Origin of the sequence: Acholeplasma hippikon (genome assembly GCF_900660755.1) — a bacterium.
Taxonomy (GTDB): domain Bacteria; phylum Bacillota_I; class Bacilli_A; order Acholeplasmatales; family Acholeplasmataceae; genus Acholeplasma; species Acholeplasma hippikon.
This window is the reverse complement of sequence record NZ_LR215050.1, coordinates 1075761-1100324: the sequence shown is the minus strand read 5'-3', so window position 1 is coordinate 1100324 and position 24564 is coordinate 1075761. Positions and strand designations below refer to the sequence as shown.

The 24564-nt window shown below is 31.9% G+C and carries 19 protein-coding genes and 1 other annotated feature; of the genes, 6 read left to right on the top strand and 13 right to left on the bottom strand.

Features of this window, described 5'->3' with window-relative positions:
- Position 1 precedes the first annotated feature (1 nt).
- From EXC59_RS05415 to rpmH, 13 genes are all read right to left on the bottom strand, one after another.
- On the bottom strand, positions 2 to 922 hold the full coding sequence (locus tag EXC59_RS05415) for a hypothetical protein (protein ID WP_035369844.1): 921 nt from the start codon (positions 920 to 922) through the stop codon (positions 2 to 4).
- A gap of 132 nt (positions 923 to 1054) precedes the next feature.
- Positions 1055 to 3808, bottom strand: a complete 2754-nt coding sequence (locus tag EXC59_RS05410) for an immunoglobulin-like domain-containing protein (RefSeq protein WP_035369846.1) — start codon at positions 3806 to 3808, stop codon at positions 1055 to 1057.
- Between the two features lie 55 nt (positions 3809 to 3863).
- On the bottom strand, positions 3864 to 5291 hold the full coding sequence (locus tag EXC59_RS05405) for an extracellular solute-binding protein (RefSeq protein WP_035369848.1): 1428 nt from the start codon (positions 5289 to 5291) through the stop codon (positions 3864 to 3866).
- Positions 5292 to 5330: 39 nt separating this feature from the next.
- Entirely contained in the window at positions 5331 to 6269 is a 939-nt protein-coding gene (locus EXC59_RS05400) for a carbohydrate ABC transporter permease (protein ID WP_051659060.1), read from the bottom strand.
- A gap of 9 nt (positions 6270 to 6278) precedes the next feature.
- A complete protein-coding gene (locus EXC59_RS05395; RefSeq protein WP_035369851.1) occupies positions 6279 to 7202 on the bottom strand; it encodes a carbohydrate ABC transporter permease in 924 nt (307 codons plus the stop codon).
- A complete protein-coding gene (locus EXC59_RS05390) occupies positions 7202 to 8815 on the bottom strand; it encodes an ATP-binding cassette domain-containing protein (protein ID WP_051659061.1) in 1614 nt (537 codons plus the stop codon). Before EXC59_RS05390 ends, EXC59_RS05395 begins: the two co-directional genes overlap by 1 nt.
- Positions 8816 to 9156: 341 nt before the next feature.
- A complete protein-coding gene (gene asnS, locus EXC59_RS05385; protein ID WP_035369853.1) occupies positions 9157 to 10548 on the bottom strand; it encodes an asparagine--tRNA ligase in 1392 nt (463 codons plus the stop codon).
- Positions 10549 to 10594: 46 nt separating this feature from the next.
- Positions 10595 to 10812: a binding site (T-box leader), on the bottom strand.
- Between the two features lie 24 nt (positions 10813 to 10836).
- Positions 10837 to 11991 (bottom strand): DNA recombination protein RmuC, encoded by a 1155-nt coding sequence (locus tag EXC59_RS05380; RefSeq protein ID WP_051659062.1) that lies wholly within the window; start codon positions 11989 to 11991, stop codon positions 10837 to 10839.
- 9 nt (positions 11992 to 12000) lie between these two features.
- Positions 12001 to 12909 (bottom strand): hypothetical protein, encoded by a 909-nt coding sequence (locus EXC59_RS05375; RefSeq protein ID WP_035369856.1) that lies wholly within the window; start codon positions 12907 to 12909, stop codon positions 12001 to 12003.
- Between the two features lie 54 nt (positions 12910 to 12963).
- Complete coding sequence (gene jag / locus EXC59_RS05370; protein ID WP_051659063.1) at positions 12964 to 13584, bottom strand: RNA-binding cell elongation regulator Jag/EloR; 621 nt, start codon at positions 13582 to 13584, stop codon at positions 12964 to 12966.
- Between the two features lie 14 nt (positions 13585 to 13598).
- The gene (locus EXC59_RS05365) at positions 13599 to 15050 is read right to left on the bottom strand and encodes a YidC/Oxa1 family membrane protein insertase (RefSeq protein ID WP_051659064.1); all 1452 of its coding nucleotides are present in this window, start codon (positions 15048 to 15050) and stop codon (positions 13599 to 13601) included.
- On the bottom strand, positions 15043 to 15396 hold the full coding sequence (gene rnpA / locus EXC59_RS05360) for a ribonuclease P protein component (RefSeq protein WP_035369859.1): 354 nt from the start codon (positions 15394 to 15396) through the stop codon (positions 15043 to 15045). Before rnpA ends, EXC59_RS05365 begins: the two co-directional genes overlap by 8 nt.
- A 108-nt stretch (positions 15397 to 15504) precedes the next feature.
- Positions 15505 to 15639: a 50S ribosomal protein L34 gene (gene rpmH / locus EXC59_RS05355; RefSeq protein ID WP_035369861.1), complete on the bottom strand. Its 135-nt coding sequence runs from the start codon at positions 15637 to 15639 to the stop codon at positions 15505 to 15507.
- A 363-nt stretch (positions 15640 to 16002) separates the two neighbouring features.
- Here rpmH and dnaA point away from each other — a divergent pair, with 363 nt between their 5' ends.
- From dnaA to gyrA, 6 genes are all read left to right on the top strand, one after another.
- Complete coding sequence (gene dnaA / locus EXC59_RS05350; RefSeq protein WP_035369863.1) at positions 16003 to 17364, top strand: chromosomal replication initiator protein DnaA; 1362 nt, start codon at positions 16003 to 16005, stop codon at positions 17362 to 17364.
- Between the two features lie 131 nt (positions 17365 to 17495).
- The gene (gene dnaN, locus EXC59_RS05345; RefSeq protein ID WP_035369865.1) at positions 17496 to 18626 is read left to right on the top strand and encodes a DNA polymerase III subunit beta; all 1131 of its coding nucleotides are present in this window, start codon (positions 17496 to 17498) and stop codon (positions 18624 to 18626) included.
- 183 nt (positions 18627 to 18809) lie between these two features.
- Positions 18810 to 19016, top strand: a complete 207-nt coding sequence (locus EXC59_RS05340; protein ID WP_162164066.1) for an RNA-binding S4 domain-containing protein — start codon at positions 18810 to 18812, stop codon at positions 19014 to 19016.
- Positions 19013 to 20050, top strand: coding sequence for a DNA replication/repair protein RecF (gene recF, locus EXC59_RS05335; protein WP_084145257.1), 1038 nt, complete (start codon positions 19013 to 19015; stop codon positions 20048 to 20050). The genes EXC59_RS05340 and recF overlap by 4 nt, the downstream gene beginning before the upstream one ends.
- Positions 20050 to 21951, top strand: a complete 1902-nt coding sequence (gene gyrB, locus EXC59_RS05330) for a DNA topoisomerase (ATP-hydrolyzing) subunit B (RefSeq protein ID WP_035369867.1) — start codon at positions 20050 to 20052, stop codon at positions 21949 to 21951. Before recF ends, gyrB begins: the two co-directional genes overlap by 1 nt.
- A 14-nt stretch (positions 21952 to 21965) precedes the next feature.
- The gene (gene gyrA / locus EXC59_RS05325) at positions 21966 to 24557 is read left to right on the top strand and encodes a DNA gyrase subunit A (RefSeq protein WP_035369869.1); all 2592 of its coding nucleotides are present in this window, start codon (positions 21966 to 21968) and stop codon (positions 24555 to 24557) included.
- Positions 24558 to 24564 lie beyond the last annotated feature (7 nt).

Genomic DNA, 24564 nt, shown 5'->3' with positions numbered 1-24564 from the left:
ATTATTCTTTTTCCTTTTCTTTTTGTTTGTATGATTCAATAACTTCTCTCTCTAATTCTTTTTTATGTTTGCGCTTTTCTTTTAAAGTACGATAAACATATTTATGGAAAAAAATAAAGTAAGTTATGATTAAAACGATTACTAATACAATCGCTATGTTTCTTACATATAGTATATTATAATACTCAAACTTTTTTAACATTTCTGAATTGTAATAAACGTGAGAATCTTCTAAATCAAATTTGACTTTAGTTTCATTAATATCATCAAGATGTCTATTAAATGACGGGTCAAATTGGTCAGAACTTTGATCAAGCTCATCACTTGATAAATGAATAAATAATTTTTCTGTTTCATCAACTAATTTATAATTAATTTGAATCATCTCAATCGCTATTTCATTTGGTGCAGCTAACTTATTAAAATTGATTACAATGACCTTTAATGAATCATCATACATTGTCACAAACGTCTCATTAAATGACTTTTTAGAGACTGAACCAACAGTTACTGTTTGATTAAATTGAATAGTTGCATGAATTTCAGAGTAATCATAGTTGTTCTCATCTAAGAAAAGATGATCATCAACAATTTTTAAGTCAGTAATTAATATGACTAATGAATATGTCTCAAAGCTATTTCTTTTTTGATGTGCTGCATAAATTTTAACATTTGCTTGATTCAAACTACTTGTGAAAGATGATTCAAATAGTGGTTCATCATAAAGACGAACTTCCGTCTTATCTCCAGAGTTTGCAATCATTGTTGCAGTTAAGAGATCTAAATCATTTTCTATTACTTCAGATTCTACTTTATCTAAAAACTCAACTGCTTTTTGAGCTTCAGTGTATAGCCCTGCAATATAGGTAGTGATTGCAATGAGTAAAATGTAAATCGATATAAATAACCAGTTTTTTCTCATTTTTTGTTTCCTAGCTTTTTAGTTTTTACTACTTCTTTATTATATATTAATATGTAATATTAATCAATTTTACAAAGAAAAAAGGATACCTCTAAGAGATATCCTTTTATTTATGACTTATTTGTGTGAAAATTAACCTAAGATTTTAACGTTGTCAACCCCGATTGCGTAGTCAGTGTTACCTGTTTTAGTTGCACTTGGAGCGTTGTAAACGATTCTATATTTACCGCCACCTTGTACATCAAATGAAACAGTTACTAATTCATCTTTTGTTAATTGGCTAAATACGTTTGCACCAACTTTTACCCATTCGCCGTCAACTAATTTTTCAATTCCTAAGTAAGAATCTTCTAAAGCTTTAGTTTGAGCAACGTTATTTTGGTTCCAAGCTGCAAATGAGAATTCAATCTTTGTCATATCTTTGAAAGCATCAGCAGTTAAATCAAGAATTGCATATGACTCTTTAGCGCTTCCGATTGGAGCAAACACTAAGAATTGACCTGAAGTTTTCCAAGGATCATTAGATGCGTTTGCATTGATTTGTGCTCTGTTCTTTTCAATTGAGATTTCTTGTTCTCCTTCGTTGTACTTAATAGTACCAGCACTGTATCCAGTTTTTGCAACATCACCAAATGTGAATGTGAATAATAATGATTCTTTATCATCAGCTGATCTAGCTACAACAGTAAATGTTAATGTTACAGTTTCTTCACCATTTGTTAATACGGCTGTTAAAGTAACTTCTTTAGAAGTTGCAGGAGCTGTGAACTTACCGTCAGCAGCAATAATTCCTGCTTCAGAAGCTGTCCAAACTACTGTTGAACCGTATTTGAATGTTGAAGGTAAATCAGTTCTAATGTCTGATGGAACGACTAATGATAATTTATCTAAGTTTAATTTTTGAGCTTCAGTTAAAACAACTTCAGTACCAGCAACAACTTGACCTACTTTAGTTACTGCTAATTGTGGAGTTGAGTTTCTCCATGTTAATAATGCTGAGTTGAATGATAACCAATCACCTACTTTAACTGCTAATAAGAAGTCTGATACTTCTTTAGCAAGTGGTTGTCTTGAATCCCAGAAGAATTTAATTGTTCTTTCAGTTACAACGTCAACTAATACTAATTCAACATTGCCAAATGTGTTTGCAACGATTTCAGTTACTTTTAGGTTAGCTACTGAAACTACGCCAGATTGTAATGGCATTAATGTCTTAGCATCCCATTTAGCATAAGTTAGTAAATCAGCAGCTGTTGGAACAATTGGAGTCGCATCAGCAACTTCTTTGAATTCAACGTTAGTTAATTGAACTAAATCATTGAATACTGTTCTTGAACCGATGAATTCAACAACTTTACCGTTTAAAGCGTTGATTAATTCTGCATTAGCAGCAGTTTCATAAACTGTTACAGCACCTGAAGCATCAACGATAGAGATTTGTCTGTTACCGTTGTAGCCTAATACTGTACCTTGTACTCTGAACTTGTAAGTGTTACTTGTTGCAGCTTTAACTTCTGCAGCAGTTGATAGAGGAATTTCCCCTACTAAAATTGAGAATTCTTTAGTGCCTGCAGCATCACCTAAAGTATAAGTAGCTTTTAATTTAACTTCTTGTCTTGCACCTTCTGGTAATGTAACCGCACCAGTTGTTAAGTTAACTAATGCATTTGAAGCAGCATCTTGATTAGCAAATGACCAAGCAACGTTAACACCTTCTACAGTTGTAGGTAATGTTAATGTTGTGTTAGCTTTGTAAACTTCTACTGGTAATTTAGTAGCGCTCTTAGCTAAGTCAACTTTTTGTTCGTTGTTTAAGTTTGCAGTAATACCAGTTGGTCCACCAACATAGTAGATTGCAAATGCTAAGTTATTTGATCTATATGTATAAATAATTACATCCATAGTTACTTCAAATCCAGCGAATGAACGTAAGTAAGCTAAGTCTGATGTGTTGTAGTACACTAATAAACCGTTAGCTGGTTGAGTAGATGTACCTAATACTAATGTTTCAGCGTCTTTATCAATGATATAAGTGTTGTAGTTTGATGAGTCATTTGGAATCATGTAAACTTTACCAGTAATTGTTGCATAAACTGGTTCGAAGTTACCTGAAGCTACTGTCGGATAATCATGATGTCCAGCTTCTGTAAATTCATTGATTACATCTTCTACTGATTCAATTTCTTGTTTAGTTGGGTATTGTGGAGTTGCACCAGTTTGTTCAACACCAGTTGATTTAACGATTTCCCAAATACCGAAGTACCATTCTAATGCACCAGTAATTGTATAAACTTTACCAATTTCATATGTAGTTTGGCTTTGGTATAATTGAACGATACCTGTTCCGTCATAACCGAAGAATACGTCACCTTTAGCAAATACTGTAACATTTGGAATAGTTACTGAGTATGTACCACCATCGTACGCTTCATCTCTAATAGCTAAAACGTCAGCAATTGTATTAATTTCAATTACTTCAACTGTGTTTTCTTTAACTGTTAAAACGATTGACCAAACTTTTTCTAATGTTGCGTCTGATAACTCTGCTTTAATTGTTAATTTAGCACTGATTTCAACTTTGGCATCGCCTTCACCCATGTTTGGACGATTAACTGTAGCAGTCATTGTACCATCTGGGTTAGCAACGAATGAGATTACGCCTTCTTCTTTAGAAGACCATTCTGCTTTTACGCCACCCGCTAAAGTCGTAGGAACTACGAAGTTAACTGTAATGTTTGATGGATCAGAAATGATCGCACCCATTTTTGAATATGCACTATCTAATGCTACTTGATTTTTATCCGTTGGTTGCTCATCTGTTTTTTCACAAGCAATTAAGAATAAAGCAAGTAAGAACAATGATACTACGCTTAAAACTCTTTTCATGTATTCTTTCTCCTTATTTTTTTGTAACTTTTTAAATTAATTTATTAGATTAATTTTAGTTAGTAACGAAATTATATTTCTTTTGATATTCGCTATTGATGTATGCATTTAATGCGTCTTCATTTGGTGCGTTGTAAGCGAATATTGAAACTAATAAAGCACCTACTTCAGTTCTAGCTTTAGAACTTTGTGAGAATACTGCTTGTGTAAAGAAGATTTCACCGTTGTTTCTGAACATGTCGATAGCTTCTTTAACTAATTTGTTTTGAGCTTCTGCAAGTGTTGTTGGATTGTCTTTAATACCATCAACATAATCTTTCCAGATTTGTGTTTCATATGCTGAGTAACGAATTGGAGCATATCCTGAAGGAATAGCGAATTGTGCTGTGTTTTCTGCTGAAATCATGAATTTAGCAAATAACCAAGCAGCAATCATTCTTTGTTCGTCACCTGAATTGAATAAGTTAATGTTTGGTCCTTGTTGAACTTGAGCACCTTTACCATCTTTAGATGGAAGTGGAGCTACACCAACTCTCATATCTTTGTCAAATAATTCTTGGTTGTAAGCATAACGAGTACCGCCTGTTGAACCTACATACATGTATAATCTTGAACCAGTCTTGAAAATATCTGATGTATAAGCTTCACCATTTAATGTACGAGTTAGCATTAAACCTTTGTCAACTTTATCTTTGAAGTATTTAACCATTTCTTTTGATTGATCATTGTTGAATAATACTTCACCTTTACCTGTTTGTTCGTTATAACCTGTGTAAGGAGCTCCCCATTGTTTAGAAGCTGTAATGAATAAGTTATCTTCTGAGTCGTAACCGAATGGGAATGCATTTGGTTCTCTCTTCTTGATATCTTCAGCAATTTCAAACACTTGGTCCCAAGTTGTTGGAACTTCATAACCATGTTGATCAAAATAAGTCTTATTGTAGAAGAATCCTTCACTTGACTTAGTGAATGGTAATGAAAGAATTGTTCCCGCTTGGTCATAAGAAGCACCTTCAGCCCATAATGATGGTAAGAAATCTGCTAATTCTTCTTCAGAATAACCTAATGTTGGGTGTGAAATAAAATAATTTAATGCTAATGGTGCGTCACCTAAAGCATATCTAGCGATATGGTCTGGATAACTTTCAGCGATATCTGGCATTGTTCCAGCAGGAATAGCGATACCGATTTTTTCTGCTAATTGATTATAATCATCACCAGCTTTAACTGCGTTAACTGTGATGTTTGGATAAAGAACTTTGAACTTCTCAATCCATTCAGCAACGATAATTTGGCTAGCGCTTCCCATTCTGTGCCAGAAATTAATTGTTACTGGTTTTGTTGTGTCAAATTCTGCGTCTGGTGATAATTCATACCACTCAACTAATTTAGCTTTAGCTTGTGTACGGTCACCTTGATCTCCACAGGCAACTAATACTAATGCTAATGCAATTAGAAATAGACTAGAAAATATTTTTTTCATCTGTTGTATTTCTCCTTCTTTTACTTTAAGTTTTGGCTGTTAACCCTTAACTCCCGATCTAGATACACCACTCATAATATATTTTCTAAAGAAAATGAAGAGTAGTAATAATGGAACAGTAACTAATACTGTTGCTGCCATTTGATAGTTTAATAATGGACGACCAACGCCCGATTCAGCTTGATCGACGAATGAACCTCTTAACCATGTAGTTACTAAACGATATTCTTCGTGAGCAACTAAGTTAGGCCAAATATAGGCATTCCATGTTCCCATCAACTTTAAGATTACAATCGTAATAATTGATGATTTAGCCATTGGAACCATTACTTTTGTTAAGTATTTGAAGTCTCCACAACCATCAATTTTTGCTGCGTAATATAATTCATTTGGAATTTGCTTAAAGTTTTGTCTTAATAAGTAAATATGGAAGATTGATACCATAAATGGAACAATCATTGCTAAGTATGATCCGATACCTTGAGAATCTGCCCATCCTAATTTCGCAACTGTTACGAAGTTAGAGATAACCATCATTTCCCCTGGAATCATCATTGTAGCTAATAAAATACTGAAAATTAATTCTCTTCCTTTGAAATTTAATCTAGATAATGCGAACGCAACTAAGATTGAGAAGATTGTTCCTCCAATTGTTGAGAATACCGCAACAACTAATGTATTTGTTAAATATCTAGGGAATGAGATTTTTGCTGTGCTTGATTCATAAAAGAACACGTTAATGTAGTTCTTTGGTGAGAATACTTTAGGGAATAAGCTTACGTTAAGTGAGTTTAATACTTCATCAGTACTTTGTAATGATACGTTTAACATCCAATAGAACGGAATGATAATCATTAAAGCCATGATGGTAAGGAAGATGTAAATACCTGCTTTACCTGCAAAAATTGCAGTTTTTTGTGCTTTTAATTTCTCATTTGTTCTATAGTCAACTTTTAAATTTAAATTTTGCTCTGTCATGTTAACCTCCTAGTAGTGAACGCGACGTTTACTTACATATAGGTTAATGAAAGTAAAGACAAGAATAATTAAGAATAAGACTACCGCACCTGCAGCACCTCTTGAATAATAAGAGATACCTTGGTTATCGAAACCATATTGGTTAATCTTGTCATAAACATACGCAACCGCAGTCCAACGTTCAGGGTCTAATCTATTGCTATTACTTACTACCGCTAATACTGCTTCATATGATTTAAACGCACCAATTAATGATGTGATGATGATATATGAAACGATTGGTGATAATAATGGTAATGTAATTTTTGTGAATACACGTTTTGGTGAAGCTGAGTCGATTTTCGCTGCATCGTAGTATTGTTTAGAGATGTTTTGTAATCCGCCAATAAATACTAAGATTTTGAATGCTAACCCACTCCATACTGTGTAAATTAGGACAACCATCATCCAGTTATTGTAAGTTGCCGTTACCCCTACCCAGTCAACACTTAAATTAAATAATGTATTGATTAAACCTTCAGCAACAACGCCTTGAGTTAATGGGTGTGAGAACATTACGCTAAATACCATACCAATTGCTAATGTATTGGTTACATATGGTAAGAAGAATATTGTTTGGAAAAACTTTTGTAATGGTTTAATTGTGTTTAATCCAACTGCAATTAAGATTGCTAATGCAGTTGAAACTGGTACTGACACAAACACGATAATTAATGTATTTTTAATTGCATCCTTGAAATATGGATCTTTCGCTAATGCTGCATAAGCTGCTAAGTCGAAATAATTACCGAATTCGTCAGAAATTGGGTTATACCCTGAGAAGAAAGAAATTAGGATGGTTTTGATTAATGGGTAAAAGGTGAATACCACTAATAAGAATAGTGGAATCGCCAAATATAACCAAGCCTTCCAATCTTTTTTATTTTCTAACATTATGCTAATCTCCTACCAGTTACTTTATCAAAGATGAAAGTCTTATTAGCTTTTAAGTTAAATTTAACTGCTGGTTTGTTCTTAACATCATCAGTATCATTGTTTAATACAATTCTGAATGATTCTGTCATACCGTTTTGATGTGAAGCAACTAATGATAAGTCTCTACCGATAGTTTCAACGAATAACGCTTTAACTTCTAAAACTCCATCTTCTGCTAATTCGTAGCCTTCTGGTCTAACACCGACTACGACTTCACCTGTAAGTGCTTTGTCTAACTTACTTGATTCAAATACGACTTTTCCATCAATTAAAACTTTTTGGTTTTCAACTTCAGCCTTGTAAAGGTTGATTGGTGGAGTACCTAAGAATTTAGCACTGAATAAGTTTTCTGGTTGATCATAAACTTCTTGTGGAACACCTTTTTGTTGTTCTTCACCGTAGTTCATGATGATAATTTCATCAGAAATTGACATTGCTTCTTCTTGGTCGTGTGTTACGAATACTGTTGTAATGCCTGTTTCTTTTTGAATACGTTTAATTTCTTCACGAGTTTGTAAACGTAAACGAGCATCTAAGTTTGATAGTGGTTCGTCTAATAATAATACTCTTGGTTTTTTAACTAATGCACGAGCAATAGCAACACGTTGTTGTTGACCACCTGATAATTGACCAGGTTTCTTATCTAATTGGTCTTCAATACCAACAAGTTTAGCCATCTTGTATGCTTCATCGTTCATTTGTTTCTTATAATCAACTAATTTAGCTTCACTAACAATTTTTACTGCTTGAGGAATGTTCTTTTCAATAAATAATTCTAACTTAGCTTTATGTTGTTTAGGTTCTAAGTTTTCTTTTGCTAATTCTGCTCTATATTCATTTAAAGCTTTTGAGTAATCTGCTTCAACTTTAGCAAATTTAGCATTGATTGTTGGAAGTAATTGATTTAAGTTTGCTGGAGTAATTGCGTTTCTTTCTTTTAAGTAAGCTTGTTCAAAATCTTGAACGCGTTTAGTAAAATTGATTTTTAAATTAGCTAAGTTTTGCTTTAAAGTAGTCTTTAATTGACCTTTTAAAGCTGGATTAGCTTTTTTGCCATCTAAATATTCTTTTTCAAATGCTAATTTAGCACTTTCATATTGTGCTTTTGCTTCAGCTTCAGTTCTTCTATACTTATTCTTTAATGACTCAGATTTTTCTAAGTAACCGTAATAAGCTTCTGCTTCTTCCTTAGCTACTAGCATGTGTGCTTGTTTATACGCTTTTTCGATAGCAAGTTTTTTAACATTCATATTTTCTAAAGGGAATAAAATGTTTTTTCTTACTGTCATGTGAGGATATAACGCATAGTTTTGGAATACTAATCCAATTCCTCTTTGTTCTGGAGATAATTCTGTTACATCTTCATCCCCAAAGTAAATTCTACCTTCTGTTGGGTATAGTAAACCTGAAATCATGTATAAAGTAGTAGATTTACCACATCCAGATGGCCCTAATAAGCCAACTAACTTACCTGACGGAATAACAATATCTAAATTTGAAACTGCGCGTGTTTCGGTTTTTGATTTTAAATCTGAAAAGACTTTTGTTAATCCTTCTAGTTTAATTTGCATTTCTTTAGCTCCTTGATTTTATATTATTTCTTATTTTTTCCATAAAAAATGTCCACACAAATGGACATAAAAAATTAGATTAAAAAAGAAACGAATCGCTCGTTGGTAATTGTTAAATTATAATTATAGAAATATTTATTTGAAAATTTCATATAAGTCATTCCTCCAACTACGTATATCATTATATGATAATACTTAAAAAAAAACAAGTTTTAACAATCTTTTAGTTAATTATTGAACCTTTGTTTTTTGTAATCGTTTTCTTTAATTTTTTTATTTCAAAACGTGCTGATTTTGCACACTATCACAAAAAAAAGAAGCAGTCAATGCTTCTTTTAATTTTAGAATAAAATATTTTTAGGTGTTCTTGGGAAAGGAATCACATCACGGATGTTTTCAACCCCTGTGATGTAGATTAAGAATCTCTCAAATCCTAATCCAAATCCAGCATGTTTACATCCACCATAGCGGCGTAAATCTAAGTACCAATCAAGATCAGCAATTGGCACATTCATTTCTTTCATACGGCTTAATAAAACATCTAATCTTTCTTCTCTTTGAGATCCACCAACAAGTTCTCCTGAACCTGGTACTAATAAGTCAACGGCTGCTACTGTTTCATTATCATCATTTAATCTCATATAGAACGCTTTAATGTCTTTTGGCCAGTTAGTAACAAACACTGGTGATTTAAAATAAGTCTCAGTTAAGAACTTTTCGTGTTCTTTTGCTAAATCTCTGCCATGGGCTGGTTTATTTTCAAATTTAACGCCTGAATTAATTAATAAATCAATTGCTTCTTTATGTGTTACACGATTGAATTTAGATGTTAATAAATCATTTAATTTCTTTAATAACCCTGGTTGAACAAACTTATCAAAGAATGCCATTTCTTCTGGTGCACTATCTAAGACGTACTTAACAACGTATTTAACCATTTCTTCGATTAATTGCATATCATCTTCTAAATCAGCAAATGCTATTTCTGGTTCAATCATCCAGAACTCTGATGCGTGCGTTGTTGTATTAGAATTTTCTGCTCTAAATGTAGGACCAAATGTATAGATATCTCTAAATGCCATCGCATAAGCTTCACCTTCTAATTGTCCTGTTACAGTTAGGTTTGCTTGTTTACCAAAGAAATCTTTAGAATAGTCAATTTCGCCATTTTCTAATCTTGGTAGTTTGTCTAAATTTAATGTGGTTACTTTAAACATTTCACCAGCACCTTCACCGTCATTTGCAGTGATAAGTGGTGTATTAACATATACAAAATTTCTTTCTTGGAAGAACTTGTGAATTCCAAAAGCTGCAATACTTCTTACTCTGAAAACAGCACTAAAAAGATTTGTTCTTGGACGTAAGTGAGCAACTTCTCTTAAGAATTCTCTTGTATGACGTTTAGGTTGAATAGGATATGTTTCATCTGCTCCACCTAATAGTGTTACTTTAGTTGCTTTAATTTCAAATGGTTGATTTCTATCTGGTGTTAATTCTAATGTACCCACAACTTCAATTGCAGATCCAACTGTTAATTTAGTAACTTGTTCAAAATCTTCTGTTTTATCTCTTTCATAAACGACTTGAATTGTTTCAAAGAAACTACCATCGTTTAGGTTGATAAATCCGAACTCTTTTTGATCTCTGTGGTTTCTAACCCAGCCTGATAATACAACTGTAGAATCAGCAAATTTTGCTGGATTTTCATAAATCTTTCTTACGGTTAACTTCATATTTACATTCCTCCTTATAAATAAAAAATCCTTAGACTAAAATAAGTCTAAGGACGAAATCTTTCGCGGTACCACCTTAGTTCGTATTTTCATACGCACTTTATAACTTAATGACGCTAAGCTTAACGTACAGGTCTACTCATGTAATAAACACTTTCTTCTGTCTCTCCGAGTGTTATTCATATAAACTAACTGTTAATTTGCACCAACCATTAACTCTCTAAAAAGTATCATTTATATTACTTGTCTCTTCATCGATTTCATATCAATTATATCAAAATATATTAATTATTCAACTTCATCGGGTTCATTTAATGCTTCAAAATTTGAACTTTCTATTTTATAAACCTTTTTATTTAATCTAAACATCGGTTTATCTAATGCTTCTGTTGTCGTTGATAGTTTATCAACGGCCTTCTTAACATCTTCCCAGCGCTTAAAGAATAATTCAAAATCATTAAATAACGATTGTAGTTCTTTTAACATTTTTTCTGCATTTTTTTCTCTTTGAACATTAGATGAAATCACAACAATCATTGTTAACATATATACAAATGTGGTTGGAGACGTAATCCAAACATGCTTGTTTTGAGCATATTCAATTAACTCAGGGAATTTTGCATGAATTTCCGAGAAAACTGCTTCACTTGGAATAAACATAATCGCTTGATCTGATGTTTCGCCTTTAATTAAATATTTACCGGCAATATCATCAATATGCTTTTTGATATTTGCTTTGAAATCTTTTGTTGCTTGGTTACGCTCATCTTGACTTGCTTCATGATTGTTCATAAGTAAATAGTTTTCTAAGGAGAATTTAGAGTCTACAGGAATATTTCCTACACCTTCTGGGCCAAAAATCATCGCGTCTACTAAAGTTCCATTGGATAATTTATGCTGCGGTTCATATAACTCGTGATTACCTTCACCAAAAACATTATTTAAAATCATATAAAGTTGGCCTTCGCCATACATACCGCGTAATTTCTTATCTGATAATAATCGTGAAAGTTCATCTACGTTTGTTGATAATTTTTCAATATTACGTTGCGTTGTATCAATCACAGTAAGTCTTTTTAAAACTTCATCAAAGGTTTCCTTAGAAGTTTTAAATCCTTCTGTTAAACGCTTTTCAACCTTTTCATTAATTTGAGTCATATCACTTGTTACTTTGGTTGTTATGATTTCTTTAAATGCGTTTAGCTCGTCCTTGATTTCACCTTTAGACTTTTGATTGATCAGTTCTAATTCTTTACTTACTTCAACTTTGAGTGTCTCAAGTTTACTAATTAATTCTTGTTGATATCTAATTCTAGCTTCTGTATCTTGTTCATTATTCGGTTTAACGATTGCTGGTTTTTTAGTTAGTAAAAAAATGACTAAAATTAGCACGGCTAATAAAATAATACCAATAATAATTAAGATGATTTGAGTTGTATCCATATTTCCCCCTTACGCAACGTCTTCTAAATAATATATATGTATGACATCGCCTTTTGTTTCCTTATAGATTGTAATATATGTGTCGCTTGATAATAAAATATCATAATCTGATGAAATAAATCCATCTTCGTTTAAGTTATAATTTGTGTTTTCTAACTTGTTGATTGAAGCATATGCTCTTGTCACTAAGTCTGTACAGTAGAATTTATATTTTGTGTCTAGAAAAAATAAATAGTTGTATAGTCCTCTATCAACTTTATCAGATGCAAACTCAACTGCTAAATCAATATGCTCTTCACGTTTATCTATGTCTTCAAATTTTGTTCTTACTGCATAAAATTCATTACGATAATACTTACCATAATACGGATATTCTACTTCACCATTATGTCTAAAGACTGACATCCAATAATTAGGCACTTGTTGAACCGATAAGTTTAGTTCATTTTCCTCATCATATCCACGGTGAAGTACTGCTTTAATCATGTCTTTGATTCCACCTGATGACATGCCTGTGGATTCAATAACTGTATTATTATCAGCAACTAATGCTGCATGCCCTCCAAAATAGAATGTAACTAGATGATGAGCAACTGGAATTTGTGGAAATGGTGATTCAAACGCTAAAAGAACATCCCCTTTTTTACCTGGAGATAGTTTGTTATCATCATAAAACACATTTCTTTTGTCGGCAAGTTCATAATCATGAACTCTTTTTACTTTATGAAATTGATACTCTTGTCCATAAAGTGTACGGATTTCAGTTTCATATGCGCGATTTTTAAACTCGTCTAATTTCTGTTGTTTTAGAATTGCTTCATATGTTGAAACACCAATTGAGTACATGAAACCTATTAAAGTAATGATTAAGATTAATTTGAATATTTTTTTAATTCTTATTCTCTTTTTTCTTTTCATAATTTGATTATAGCATATAAAAAAAGGTACATAGATTAACTATGTACCAATGTATTAATTCTTTTTTGCACGAATGATGATTGCTCTATCTTCGCCTTCACCTTCAGACTCAGTTTCAACATCTCTCCACTCAGCTAATTTAGCATGAATAATACGTCTATCGAAAGCATTCATTGGATCAAGTTTAACAGCAATTCGTGTTCTAGCAACTTCTTTTGCAGTCTTAGTTGCTAAAATTTCTAATTGTTTCTTTCTATTTTCGTGGTAGTTTCCAATATCTAATGTAACTAAAATTGGTTCACTTGTAAATGAAGCTAAATAGTTACGTAATAAAGTTTGGAAAGATAATAGTGTCTTACCATCTTTACCAATTAATAACGCGTTTTCGTTTGATTGAACACGGTAGTAGAATTCAGTTGGACTAACTGATCTAATTTCCATTCTTGTTTCAATACCTAATGCACGAATAATTGATTCAAGATATTGTTTTCCTTCAGTAACTAAATCAACTTTAGGGCTAGCCACGTAAGTAGTAGATGCACCAACACCTAGAAAACCTTTTTTCTCTTTAATGATTTCTAAAGAGATCTTGTTTGCTGAAATTTTTAATAATTCAGTTGCCTTTTTAAGTGCTTCTTGTTGAGTTTTTGCTTCAATTTCTACTTTTTTAAACATCTTGCGCTCCCCCTTTATACAATTGATTGAGTTGCTTTAGTTTTTTGATATTTCTTTTCTGATAGTTTTCTATTGATAATTGATTGGAAAATTGAGTAAATATTACCTACTACCCAGTAGAACCCTAAGGCATTTACTGAAGTGATTGTAGTTAACACCATCATACCAACCATTACAATAGAAACAGTCTTCATTGTTTGTTCTTGTTGTAATTGTTGTTCAGTCTTAACTTGTGAACCTGTATTTTTAGCATAAGATGGTTTCTTAGTTGATAATCTTTGTAGTAAATACATTGTTACCCCAACGATTGCAGCTAAGATATAGCTCCATACATCATTCCATCCACCGATTGTTAAGTCGATTGTTCCGAATAATAATGTTTTGTTAGAAATCTTATCAACAAATGCACCACCAGGTACTGAAATTCTATAAACAACTTGGAACATAGCTAAGAAGATTGGCATTTGCATTAATGGGGTCAAGCATCCTAACATAGAAATTTTATGTTTTTTATAGATCGCCATCATTTCCATTTGCATCTTTTGTTGAGAAGCAGGGTCTTTTTTTGTAGCATATTTAGCTTGTAGTCTATTTAAATCTGGTTGTGCTAGAGCCATTTTCATTGACATATCATTTGCACGAGCATAGATTGGCCATGCAATTGTACGAACAATGATAGTTGCGAATAAAATTCCTACTGCAAAACTGTTACCAAAGATACCTGCAAATAAACTCATAATGAATGCAATTGGGATAATTAATACATAATCCCAAACGTATCCTAACCAACTATTTTTCATTTTAAAGTTGATTGGTAATTGATTATCTGCTGGTTTGTAAGTTAAGTTTTTAATTGTAATTGATTCATTTACTAAATCTTCTAGTGGGAAAACTAAGTTATTTTCTGATGATGTTTTATATACATTTTCATCATAGTTTTCTGGGTAAATTACAACGTCTTTTGCTGCTTGAGCAGTTATTTCATCGTTGTTTTCAGCACCATAAGTTGCAGAAATAATTGAGATTCCGTCTAAATCAACTTTATTAGCGATTACTGTAAAGAATAAGTTTTTAACGTTATTCGCTTTAACATCTTCATCTGTAATGCCGTAAGTTGCTGATAACGTAGCTAATACTACAGTATCTTTATTTGTTGCTGTTTCATCGTAAGCATATACTTTATATGATGCATTATCGTATGTAATCGTATAAATATTATTAGATACTAATTCAACTTTCACATCATTGATAGAAACAGTTTGTTTAGCAACAGTCTTGTTGCTGTAAATGTAATAGTAGTCGAAGTCGCCTTCTTTTACATTTGGTTTTGTTCCGTTTAATTCATCTACACCATAAACAATTTTATTAGGCGAGATAAATGAGCTTGTTTTCTCAACTTTAGGAGCACAAGCAACGATCACCAAACCAAAGACTAACACTGTAATTAATGCTAAAATTTTACGCATTTGATACATCCTCTTTTTCTATTAATTTAGATTTGATAAGTAAGCCTTCAAGTTTTTTCTTGATATCCACAAAAGATAACTCTTGTGAGCTTGGTTTGACTACAATCACGAAAGACATATTTTTCATAATATCTTTATAATTGGATAGTATGTGTCGAATGCGTCTTTTAGCCAGGTTTCGTTCTACTGCATTGCCATACTTTCTTCCAATTGAGATTGCATACTTAAAATGTGATAAGTCATGATCTTTAGTATATACTGCGAAATAAGAATTTCCAACAGAACGTTTTTCTTTAAATATTAAATCTATTGTTTCTTGATTCTTGAGTGAGTATACTCTTTTCATTTTTCACCTTATACATTTAAAAATAAAGGACTACGAAAAAACAATTGAGATATGTCAATTATTCGAGTAGTCCTGGTATTTTTAATTGATTATTAATTTTGTAAATAATTAAACTGTTAAGACGTGACGGCCTTTAGCTCTTCTTCTTGCTAAAACTTTACGTCCGTTAGCAGTTGCCATACGAGCTCTGAAACCATGAGTTCTTTGATGTTTAATTTTACTTGGTTGATATGTTCTTTTCATAATCGAAAACCACCTTTCTTATGAAACCTTGCCTTAGTTATTATATAGAAATGAAATCAAATTGTCAAATATATTTTTTAAATAAAGAAATATTATTATTTTAGAAAAGAAACCCACAGTTTTTTTATAAACACATTGTGGAAAACTTTCGACATCTTTTTCCCCAGTGTGGAAAACTTTATAACTAATTTTCTTGGCTTTATGAGGCTGTAAATCTTTACTTTTTTATCCACATTAGTTGCATTATTGGTGTGTGGAGAACTTAATTTATCCACAAAAAATGTGGAAAACTTTTTATGTAACTTTTACGTACGTGTGCTATGATATTAGTAACCTTAGAGAAAAAATATTGGAGAGTTGAAAATGAGTCCTTACGACAACTTGTGGCAAACTATATTATTGGATTTAGAAAGACTTTATAACGAAGATATCTATGCTGAATTATTCCAGCCTATTACAAGCACGTACAAATATCAAAATGGTTTAATTACGATGGTTGTTGGTAGTGAATATATTAAGAATAGAATTAACAAATTATACATTGGAAAGATCAATGAGTTAGCTTCAAAATACTCAGATAATCCAGTGCGTTTTAAGTTTGTCTCTCAAGAAGAGATTACACCAGTTGAAGAACCAGTCCATGAACGCAAAATTTCTCTTGATTACAGACAAAATAATCTAAATTCTACATATACTTTTGATTCATTTGTTGTTGGTAAGTCAAACATGTTTGCATTCAGAATGGCAATGAAGGTTGCTGACCAACCCGGTGCTGTAGCAAACCCGTTTTATATCTTTGGAGATGTTGGATTAGGTAAAACCCACCTCATGCAGGCAATTGGTAACTATATATTAGATAACGATGTAACAAAACGTATTCTTTATGTTAAAGCAGATAACTTTATCGAAGATTTTGTATCTTTACTATCTAAAAACAACAAAACCGACGAATTTAACACAAAATACCGAGATATTGATGTTATTTTGGTTGATGATATTCAAATCATGGCAAATGCTACAAAGACTCAAATGGAGTTCTTTAAATTATTTGATTTCTTATATTTAAATAATAAACAAATCGTTATTACATCAGATAAACCAGCATCACAATTAACAAATATTATGCCTCGTTTAACTTCTCGTTTTGAAGCGGGATTAAGTGTTGATATTGAAGTTCCTGATTTAGATCATAGAATTTCTATTTTAAGAAGAAAACTACATAATTTTGATGATTCTGTTGAAATTTCAGATGATATTTTAGCTTATATTGCATCCCAATTTACAGCGAATGTCCGTGAAATGGAGGGTGCTTTAATTAGACTTATTAGCTATGCTAATACTTTCAATTTAGAAATCACAATGGATATAGTAAATGAAGCTTTAGGTAATATTTTAAAAACTAAACGCAAATCTGATTCATTAAATGAAAATAACTATGACAAAATTCAAAGTGTTGTTGCAGATTACTATGGAATTACCCTACAAGACTTAATTGGTAAAAAACGTCATGCTAAATTTGCACTACCTAGACATATTGCAATGTACTTAATTAAAACAAAGTATAATATCGCATATAAAACAATTGGATCTTTATTTAGTGATCGTGACCACTCAACTGTCTTAAGTGCTTGTGAGAAAGTGGAGAAAGATTTGAAAACTGACAGTAACTTAAAGTTTGCTGTGGATTCAATTATTAAAAAAATAGATTCTACTTTACTAAAGTAAGTTGTTAATAAAATATATAATTATGGTATAATAAAAAGGTATATAAGGCTGTTGATTTGGGTTTCCCACTTATCCACAGTTCCTAATAACAATAATTTTATAAATATAAATAAATAAAAGGGGTACACCTCATGAATTTTTCAATCGATAGAGACATACTTTTAAATCAACTAATACATATCCAAAAAGGATTACCTGTTAAAACTCCATTACCAATTTTATATGCTATTAAATTTGAAGTATTTTCAGACTACATTCAATTAACAGCATCTAATTCAGATATTGCAATTCAAGTTTTAATTGATGACAAATCACTTTCAGTTCAAAAGACTGGTAAAGTTGCCATCCCTGGTAGATACTTTATTGAAATTATTAGAAAAGTAGCTGCTTCAAGAATTGAAATTGCCCTACAAGAAGAAAGATTATTAGTCATTAGAGCAGATCGTTCTGAATTTAAATTAAAATTAATGGATGTTGAAGATTATCCAGATGTTGACTTCCTAGATTTAAATGAACCTGTTGTTATTTCTTCAGAAGTAATTAAACAAATTATTAAAGAGACAAACTTTGCTACAGCTGATAATGAAAAGCGCCCAATCTTAACAGGGGTTAACTTTAAGTATGCTGACAACAACCTATATGTGGTTGCAACTGACTCATACCGCTTAAGTCAAAAGAACTATAAATTACGTTCTTCATTAAAATCATTCAATATTGTCGTGCCAAATAAATCATTAGATGAATTATCTAAGATTTTAGACCATACGCACGAAGATATTGAAGTATTTATCAACCCAAACAAAGTTCTCTTCAAATTAAGCAAAATTTGGTTCCAAACAAGACTATTAGAAGGTACTTATCCAGATACACAGAAGATAATTCCATCTTCATTCCCAACGGTCATTCATTTCAACAAGGAAGAATTACTTGCGGCAGTTGACCGTGTATCTTTATTATCACCAAGAGATAGAGAATCTAACTACAACATTATCAAGTTAACTTTAAGACCTGATCAAGTTGTAGAAATCTCATCAACAAATACTGAAATCGGGGATGCTAAAGAAGAAGTTATTCCAACAGCTGATGTTGAAGGCGGTTTAATCTCTATTGCATTCTCTTCTAAATATTTAAATGAAGCATTAAAGGCGTTTACCTCATCAGAAATCACATTAAACTTTGCTGGTGAAATTCGTCCATTCGTTATTAAAGGTAATTTAGATCAAGATTTACTTCACCTAATCTTACCTGTAAGAATTGATTAATAAAAAAACATATTGGTTATAGCTTATTGCTATGACCTTTTTTTTACTAAACAATAAAAATCCGCCCATTTTCATTATTTTATATCTAGACAATATTTTACTTATTTCATACAAAAGAAGCGTTAAAAAGGAAGTATTTTAACTTATATTATGATATAATATAAAAGAATTGAGGTATAAAAGATGGAAGTATTTAAGATTGAAGGAGAATTTATTACAATTTCACAGTTGCTTAAAGTCTTAAGCTATATAGGTTCAGGTGGAGAAACAAAGTTTTTTTTATTTGACAACACTGTGTTATTAAATGATGTACAAATTACTGAAAAAAAGAAAAAAATATTTCCAGGAGATATTGTGACTATCACTAATAAACAATACAAAATGGTATGATTGAAAAAATTGAACTTAGAAATTTTAGAAATCTAAATAACTATCAAATTAAAGTAGAAAAGCCGCTTGTTTTATTAGAAGGTTCTAATGGCGTGGGCAAAACCAGTATATTAGAATCTATTTATTTTGCTGCAACAACAAAAAGTCATCGGACCTCTCAAGAAAAAGAGTTGATTCAATATGATAAGATGTTTGCTGCAGTAAAAATAAAAGATGGAGCAAACTTATTTGAAATAATTCTTTCCGAAAACGGAAAAAGAACTTTCATCAATAAATCTGAAGTCAAGAAAATCTCAGATTACATAGGAAAAATGCACGCTGTGATGTTTTCACCTGAGGACCTGAACTTGATTAAGGGGGGGCCTTCAGAACGAAGATATTTTATGGATTTGGAGCTCAGTCAAGTATCGAAAGAATACTTAAGACTCATGAATCACTATAAAAAAATATTAAAACAACGCAACGCACTCCTAAAGACGCTTAAAGATTCTAATGATTATACATTTTTAAATATTCTTGGTGAACAATTATTAGAAACTGGATATAAGATTTATGATTTTAGAGAAAGATTCATCTTAAACCTTAATGAAAAAATCCAAGCAGTTGAAACAAAATATAAAAATTTCAAAGTAGCACTTGAATATGATCCCAATGTAACTAAAGAACAGTGGGCTAAACACATGAAAACCAAACAAAAAACAGACATCATGTATGAACAAACAACTGTTGGTATTCATAAGGATGACTTCAAAGTCGTATTTAATGGTTTTAACGCAAAAGATTTCGCATCACAAGGAACAACTCGTCTTATCGTTATTGAACTTAAATTGGCGCTATTACAGTGGATTAAAGAAGAAACAAACGAGCATGCGGTGTTGTTATTAGATGATGTATTAAGTGAACTTGATATAGAAAGACAAAATTTGTTCTTAGAAAAACTACCAACAAATCATCAAGTCTTTATTTCAAGTGCAGTACCTCTATATAAAAATTTTGATTTACAAAGAATAGTATTATCAAAGGAGATAGGCTAATGGAAGATGTAAAAAAATATACGGCCGATAATATTCAAATCTTAGAAGGTTTGGAAGCCGTAAGAAAAAGACCAGGGATGTATATCGGTTCTACTGGAGAACGCGGACTACATCATTTAGTATGGGAAATCGTAGATAACTCAATCGATGAAGCTTTAGCAGGATATGCAAATGAAGTAAATATTGAAATTTTACCAGATAACATTATCAAAGTAAGAGATAATGGTCGTGGTATTCCTGTTGATATCCACCCTAAAACTGGCAGACCTGCTGTTGAAACAATTTTAACAACACTACATGCGGGTGGTAAATTTGATAAAGGATCATATAAAGTATCAGGTGGTCTACACGGTGTTGGTGCTTCAGTTGTTAATGGTCTTTCACTTTGGTATTTAGTACAAATTCACAAAGATGGCAAGATTTATGAACAAAAATATGAAAGAGGTATTCCTGCTTACGATTTAAGAGAAATTGGAACAACTACTGAAACAGGTACAGAAACTACTTTCTTAGCGGACCCTCTTATCTTTACAGAAACAACAGTTTATAACTATGAAACATTAAGAAATAGAGTTCAACAACTTGCGTTCTTAAACAAAGGTATTAAGTTAACTTTAGAAGACAAACGTATTGAACATCCAATGAAAGAAGAATTCCACTATGAAGGTGGTATTGTTGAGTATATTCAACACTTAAATCAATCAAAATCTAAGATTCACCAAGATGCTATTTATATTGATAAAGAACAAGATGGTGTAACTGTTGAAATCGCACTTCAATATGTTGATACATATACTCCAAATATTTATTCATTTACAAATAACATTAACACTACTGAAGGTGGAATGCATGAAGATGGATTTAAACTTGCTTTAACACGTGTTATTTCTAAATATGCAGATGACAACAAGTTAAAGAAAGATGATGCAATTTCAGGTGAAGATACAAGAGAAGGTTTAACAGCTATTATCTCTGTAAAACACCCAGAACCTCAATTTGAAGGACAAACAAAAACAAAATTAGGTAACCCTGAAGTTAGAGCGATCGCATCACAAATTACATCAGAAGCATTAGAAAGATTCTTATTGGAAAATCCAAATCAAGCGAAATTAATTGTTGAAAAAGTAATCTCAGCTACACGTGCTCGTGTTGCTGCTAGAAAAGCAAAAGAATTAGCAAGAAGAAAATCACCACTTGATGCATTAGGATTTGCTTCTAAGTTAGCAGACTGCAGAAGTAAAGATCCTGAGAAATCAGAAATCTATATTGTCGAAGGGGACTCAGCGGGTGGATCTGCTAAACAAGGTCGTGACTCTGAATTCCAAGCGATTATGCCATTACGTGGTAAAGTTTTAAACGTTGAAAAAGTAAGATTCGATAAAATGTTAAATAACAAAGAAATTGTGAATCTTATTCAAGCGTTTGGCACAGGAATTGGCGATGAATTTGATATCAATAAATTACGTTATCATAAAATTGTTATTATGACCGATGCCGACGTCGATGGTGCGCACATTAGAACATTATTATTAACATTCTTATTTAGACACTTCAAACCATTAATAGAACATGGTTATGTATATGCAGCTCAACCACCTTTATATAAGGTTTCATATGGTAAAAACATTCAATATGCTTACTCAGATGAACAATTGAACACAATCTTAGCTTCAATTGAAGGTAAACCATCAATTCAAAGATATAAAGGTCTTGGGGAAATGAACTATGAACAACTTTGGGAAACAACAATGGACCCAGCAGCAAGAACACTTCTACAAATTAAATTAGAAGATGCGATTGAAGCAGACCAAGTATTCTCAATGTTAATGGGTGAAGAAGTAGAACCCCGTAAAGAATTTATTCAAAAGAACGCTCAGTATGCTACTGACATTGATGCGTAAGAAAGGAATTAAACATGAGTGATGATATTAAAAATTATGACAAAGTAAAACAAATCAACATTTCATCAGAAATGAAAACATCCTTCTTAAACTATGCGATGAGCGTCATCGTGTCACGTGCATTACCAGATGTTAGAGATGGATTAAAACCAGTTCAAAGACGTATTCTTTATGCAATGCATGAAAATAACATGTATGCAAATACAGCTCACAAAAAGAGTGCCAGAATCGTCGGGGACGTTATGGGGAAATATCACCCACATGGTGACTCTTCAATTTATGAAGCAATGGTTCGTATGGCACAACCATTCAGCTATAGAAACACATTAATTGATGGACATGGTAACTTCGGTTCAGTCGATGGTGATGGCGCAGCCGCAATGCGTTATACTGAAGCAAGACTATCAAAAATTGCTGGAGAAATGGTTAGAGACTTAGATAAAAACACAGTTGACTTTGTTGATAACTATGACTCTTCTGAACAAGAACCAACTGTATTACCATCACGTTATCCAAACTTACTTGTGAATGGTTCTACAGGTATTGCCGTAGGTATGGCAACAAATATTCCTCCACACAATTTAGGAGAAGTTATTGATGGATTATTCGCATATATGGATAATCCAGATATTACAGTTTTAGACTTAATGAAATATATTAAAGGCCCAGATTTCCCTACAGGAGGCCAAATCTTAGGTATAACAGGTTTACGCCAAGCATACGAAACAGGTAAAGGAATTATTGCTGTTCGTGCAAAACATGAACTTGTAACAACTAAGAATAGAACGGAAATTATTATTACTGAAATTCCTTACCAAGTAAATAAAACAACTTTAATCGAAAGAATTGCTGATGTTGTTAAAGATAAGATTATTGAAGGTATTTCTGATCTACGTGATGAATCAAGTAGAAAAGGTATGAGAATTGTTATTGAGTTAAAGAAAGATGTTAACCCAATGGTTACCTTAAATAACTTATATAAACATACTCAACTTCAAACTTCATTTGGTATTAACATGATTGCATTAGTTGACGGCAAGCCTCAATTATTATCAATCAAAGATGCATTAGTTCATTATTTAACACATCAATTAGAAATTATTACAAGACGTACGCAATTTGACTTAGAAAAAGCAGAAGCAAGAATGCACATCTTAGATGCATTAGTTAAAGCTTTATCTGATGTTGATCGCGTTATTCAAATCATTAGAGATGCGAAGAACCCTGATATAGCAAAACAAGGATTAATTGAAACATATGATTTCACTGAAATCCAAGCAAGATCAATTCTTACAATGCAGCTACAAAGATTAACTTCTTTAGAAATTGATAAGATTTACGAGGAAACTGAAAACTTAAAAGTTAAAATTGCTGAGTTAAATGAAATTTTAGCAAGCGAAGAAAAGAAACGTGAAGTAATTCGCCAAGAATTAACTGAAATTAGAAACAAATATGCTGATGATAGAATTTCAGAAATTAATATGTATGAAGATTTAGATATTGATAATGAAGATTTAATACCGGTTGAAGATATTATTGTTACAGTTACAAACAATGGCTATATTAAGCGCTTAAATGTAGATGAATATAAACTTCAAAACCGTGGTGGTGTAGGTATGTCAGGTGTTAAATTACACGAAGATGATTATGTAGAACATATCGCAATGACATCAACACACGATTACCACTTATTCTTCACAAACTTTGGTAGAGTATTTAAGATTAAAGGTTATCAATTACCAAGTGGTTCACGCCAATCTAAAGGTGTTCCAATTGTTAACTACTTAAACTTCCAAGAAGGTGAAAAGTTAGCTTCATTTACAACAGTTAAAAACTTTGATGAAGAAAATCATTATCTATTCTTTGTTACGAAGAAAGGTATTGTTAAACGTACACACATTTCTTTATATCAAAACATTAGAACAAACGGTATTATCGCATTAAACTTAAGAGAAAATGACGAATTATTAACAGTTAAATCAACTGATGGTTCAAAAGACATCATCTTAGGTGCTTCAAACGGTAAGGCAATTAGATTCAACGAAAACAATGCGAGAGAAATTGGACGTACAGCAACTGGTGTTCGCGGTATGGACATTGGTGAAAACGATACAATCGTGGGAGTTGCAATTGTAAATGATGAAAACGAAGAAATCTTAGTTATTACAGAAAATGGATATGGTAAACGTACAAATGTAAGTGAATATCGTGTTCAAAATCGTGGTGGTAAAGGTGTTAAGACATTAAATGTTACTGAAAAGAACGGTCAACTAGCTACACTACGTGTTGTAACTGATCAAGAAGATTTAATTGTTGCATCAGATAAAGGTATTACAATTAGATTACCAATTGCTCAAATTTCACAAACTAAACGTGCAACGCAAGGCGTAAGAATTATCTCATTAAGAGCTGACCAAAAAGTTGCAACAGTTGCAGTTGTTCCTCATCAAGAAATTGAAGAAGAAGTAACTGAATCAGTAGAAATTACACAAGAACAATTAAATTTAGAAAAATCTAAACAAGTAGAATCAGTAGAATTAAAAGCAGATATTGAAGAAACTGAAGAACAAGAAACAGTTAGTGTTCAACAAAAACTTGAAATCTAATTAAAAA

Bases quoted from the DNA above. Each gene is read 5' to 3' on its own strand.
- EXC59_RS05415 (WP_035369844.1), bottom strand. From the start codon at position 922: ATGAGAAAAAACTGGTTATTTATATCGATTTACATTTTACTCATTGCA.
- EXC59_RS05410 (WP_035369846.1), bottom strand. From the start codon at position 3,808: ATGAAAAGAGTTTTAAGCGTAGTATCATTGTTCTTACTTGCTTTATTC.
- EXC59_RS05405 (WP_035369848.1), bottom strand. From the start codon at position 5,291: ATGAAAAAAATATTTTCTAGTCTATTTCTAATTGCATTAGCATTAGTA.
- EXC59_RS05400 (WP_051659060.1), bottom strand. From the start codon at position 6,269: ATGACAGAGCAAAATTTAAATTTAAAAGTTGACTATAGAACAAATGAG.
- EXC59_RS05395 (WP_035369851.1), bottom strand. From the start codon at position 7,202: ATGTTAGAAAATAAAAAAGATTGGAAGGCTTGGTTATATTTGGCGATT.
- EXC59_RS05390 (WP_051659061.1), bottom strand. From the start codon at position 8,815: ATGCAAATTAAACTAGAAGGATTAACAAAAGTCTTTTCAGATTTAAAA.
- asnS (WP_035369853.1), bottom strand. From the start codon at position 10,548: ATGAAGTTAACCGTAAGAAAGATTTATGAAAATCCAGCAAAATTTGCT.
- EXC59_RS05380 (WP_051659062.1), bottom strand. From the start codon at position 11,991: ATGGATACAACTCAAATCATCTTAATTATTATTGGTATTATTTTATTA.
- EXC59_RS05375 (WP_035369856.1), bottom strand. From the start codon at position 12,909: ATGAAAAGAAAAAAGAGAATAAGAATTAAAAAAATATTCAAATTAATC.
- jag (WP_051659063.1), bottom strand. From the start codon at position 13,584: ATGTTTAAAAAAGTAGAAATTGAAGCAAAAACTCAACAAGAAGCACTT.
- EXC59_RS05365 (WP_051659064.1), bottom strand. From the start codon at position 15,050: ATGCGTAAAATTTTAGCATTAATTACAGTGTTAGTCTTTGGTTTGGTG.
- rnpA (WP_035369859.1), bottom strand. From the start codon at position 15,396: ATGAAAAGAGTATACTCACTCAAGAATCAAGAAACAATAGATTTAATA.
- rpmH (WP_035369861.1), bottom strand. From the start codon at position 15,639: ATGAAAAGAACATATCAACCAAGTAAAATTAAACATCAAAGAACTCAT.
- dnaA (WP_035369863.1), top strand. From the start codon at position 16,003: ATGAGTCCTTACGACAACTTGTGGCAAACTATATTATTGGATTTAGAA.
- dnaN (WP_035369865.1), top strand. From the start codon at position 17,496: ATGAATTTTTCAATCGATAGAGACATACTTTTAAATCAACTAATACAT.
- EXC59_RS05340 (WP_162164066.1), top strand. From the start codon at position 18,810: ATGGAAGTATTTAAGATTGAAGGAGAATTTATTACAATTTCACAGTTG.
- recF (WP_084145257.1), top strand. From the start codon at position 19,013: ATGATTGAAAAAATTGAACTTAGAAATTTTAGAAATCTAAATAACTAT.
- gyrB (WP_035369867.1), top strand. From the start codon at position 20,050: ATGGAAGATGTAAAAAAATATACGGCCGATAATATTCAAATCTTAGAA.
- gyrA (WP_035369869.1), top strand. From the start codon at position 21,966: ATGAGTGATGATATTAAAAATTATGACAAAGTAAAACAAATCAACATT.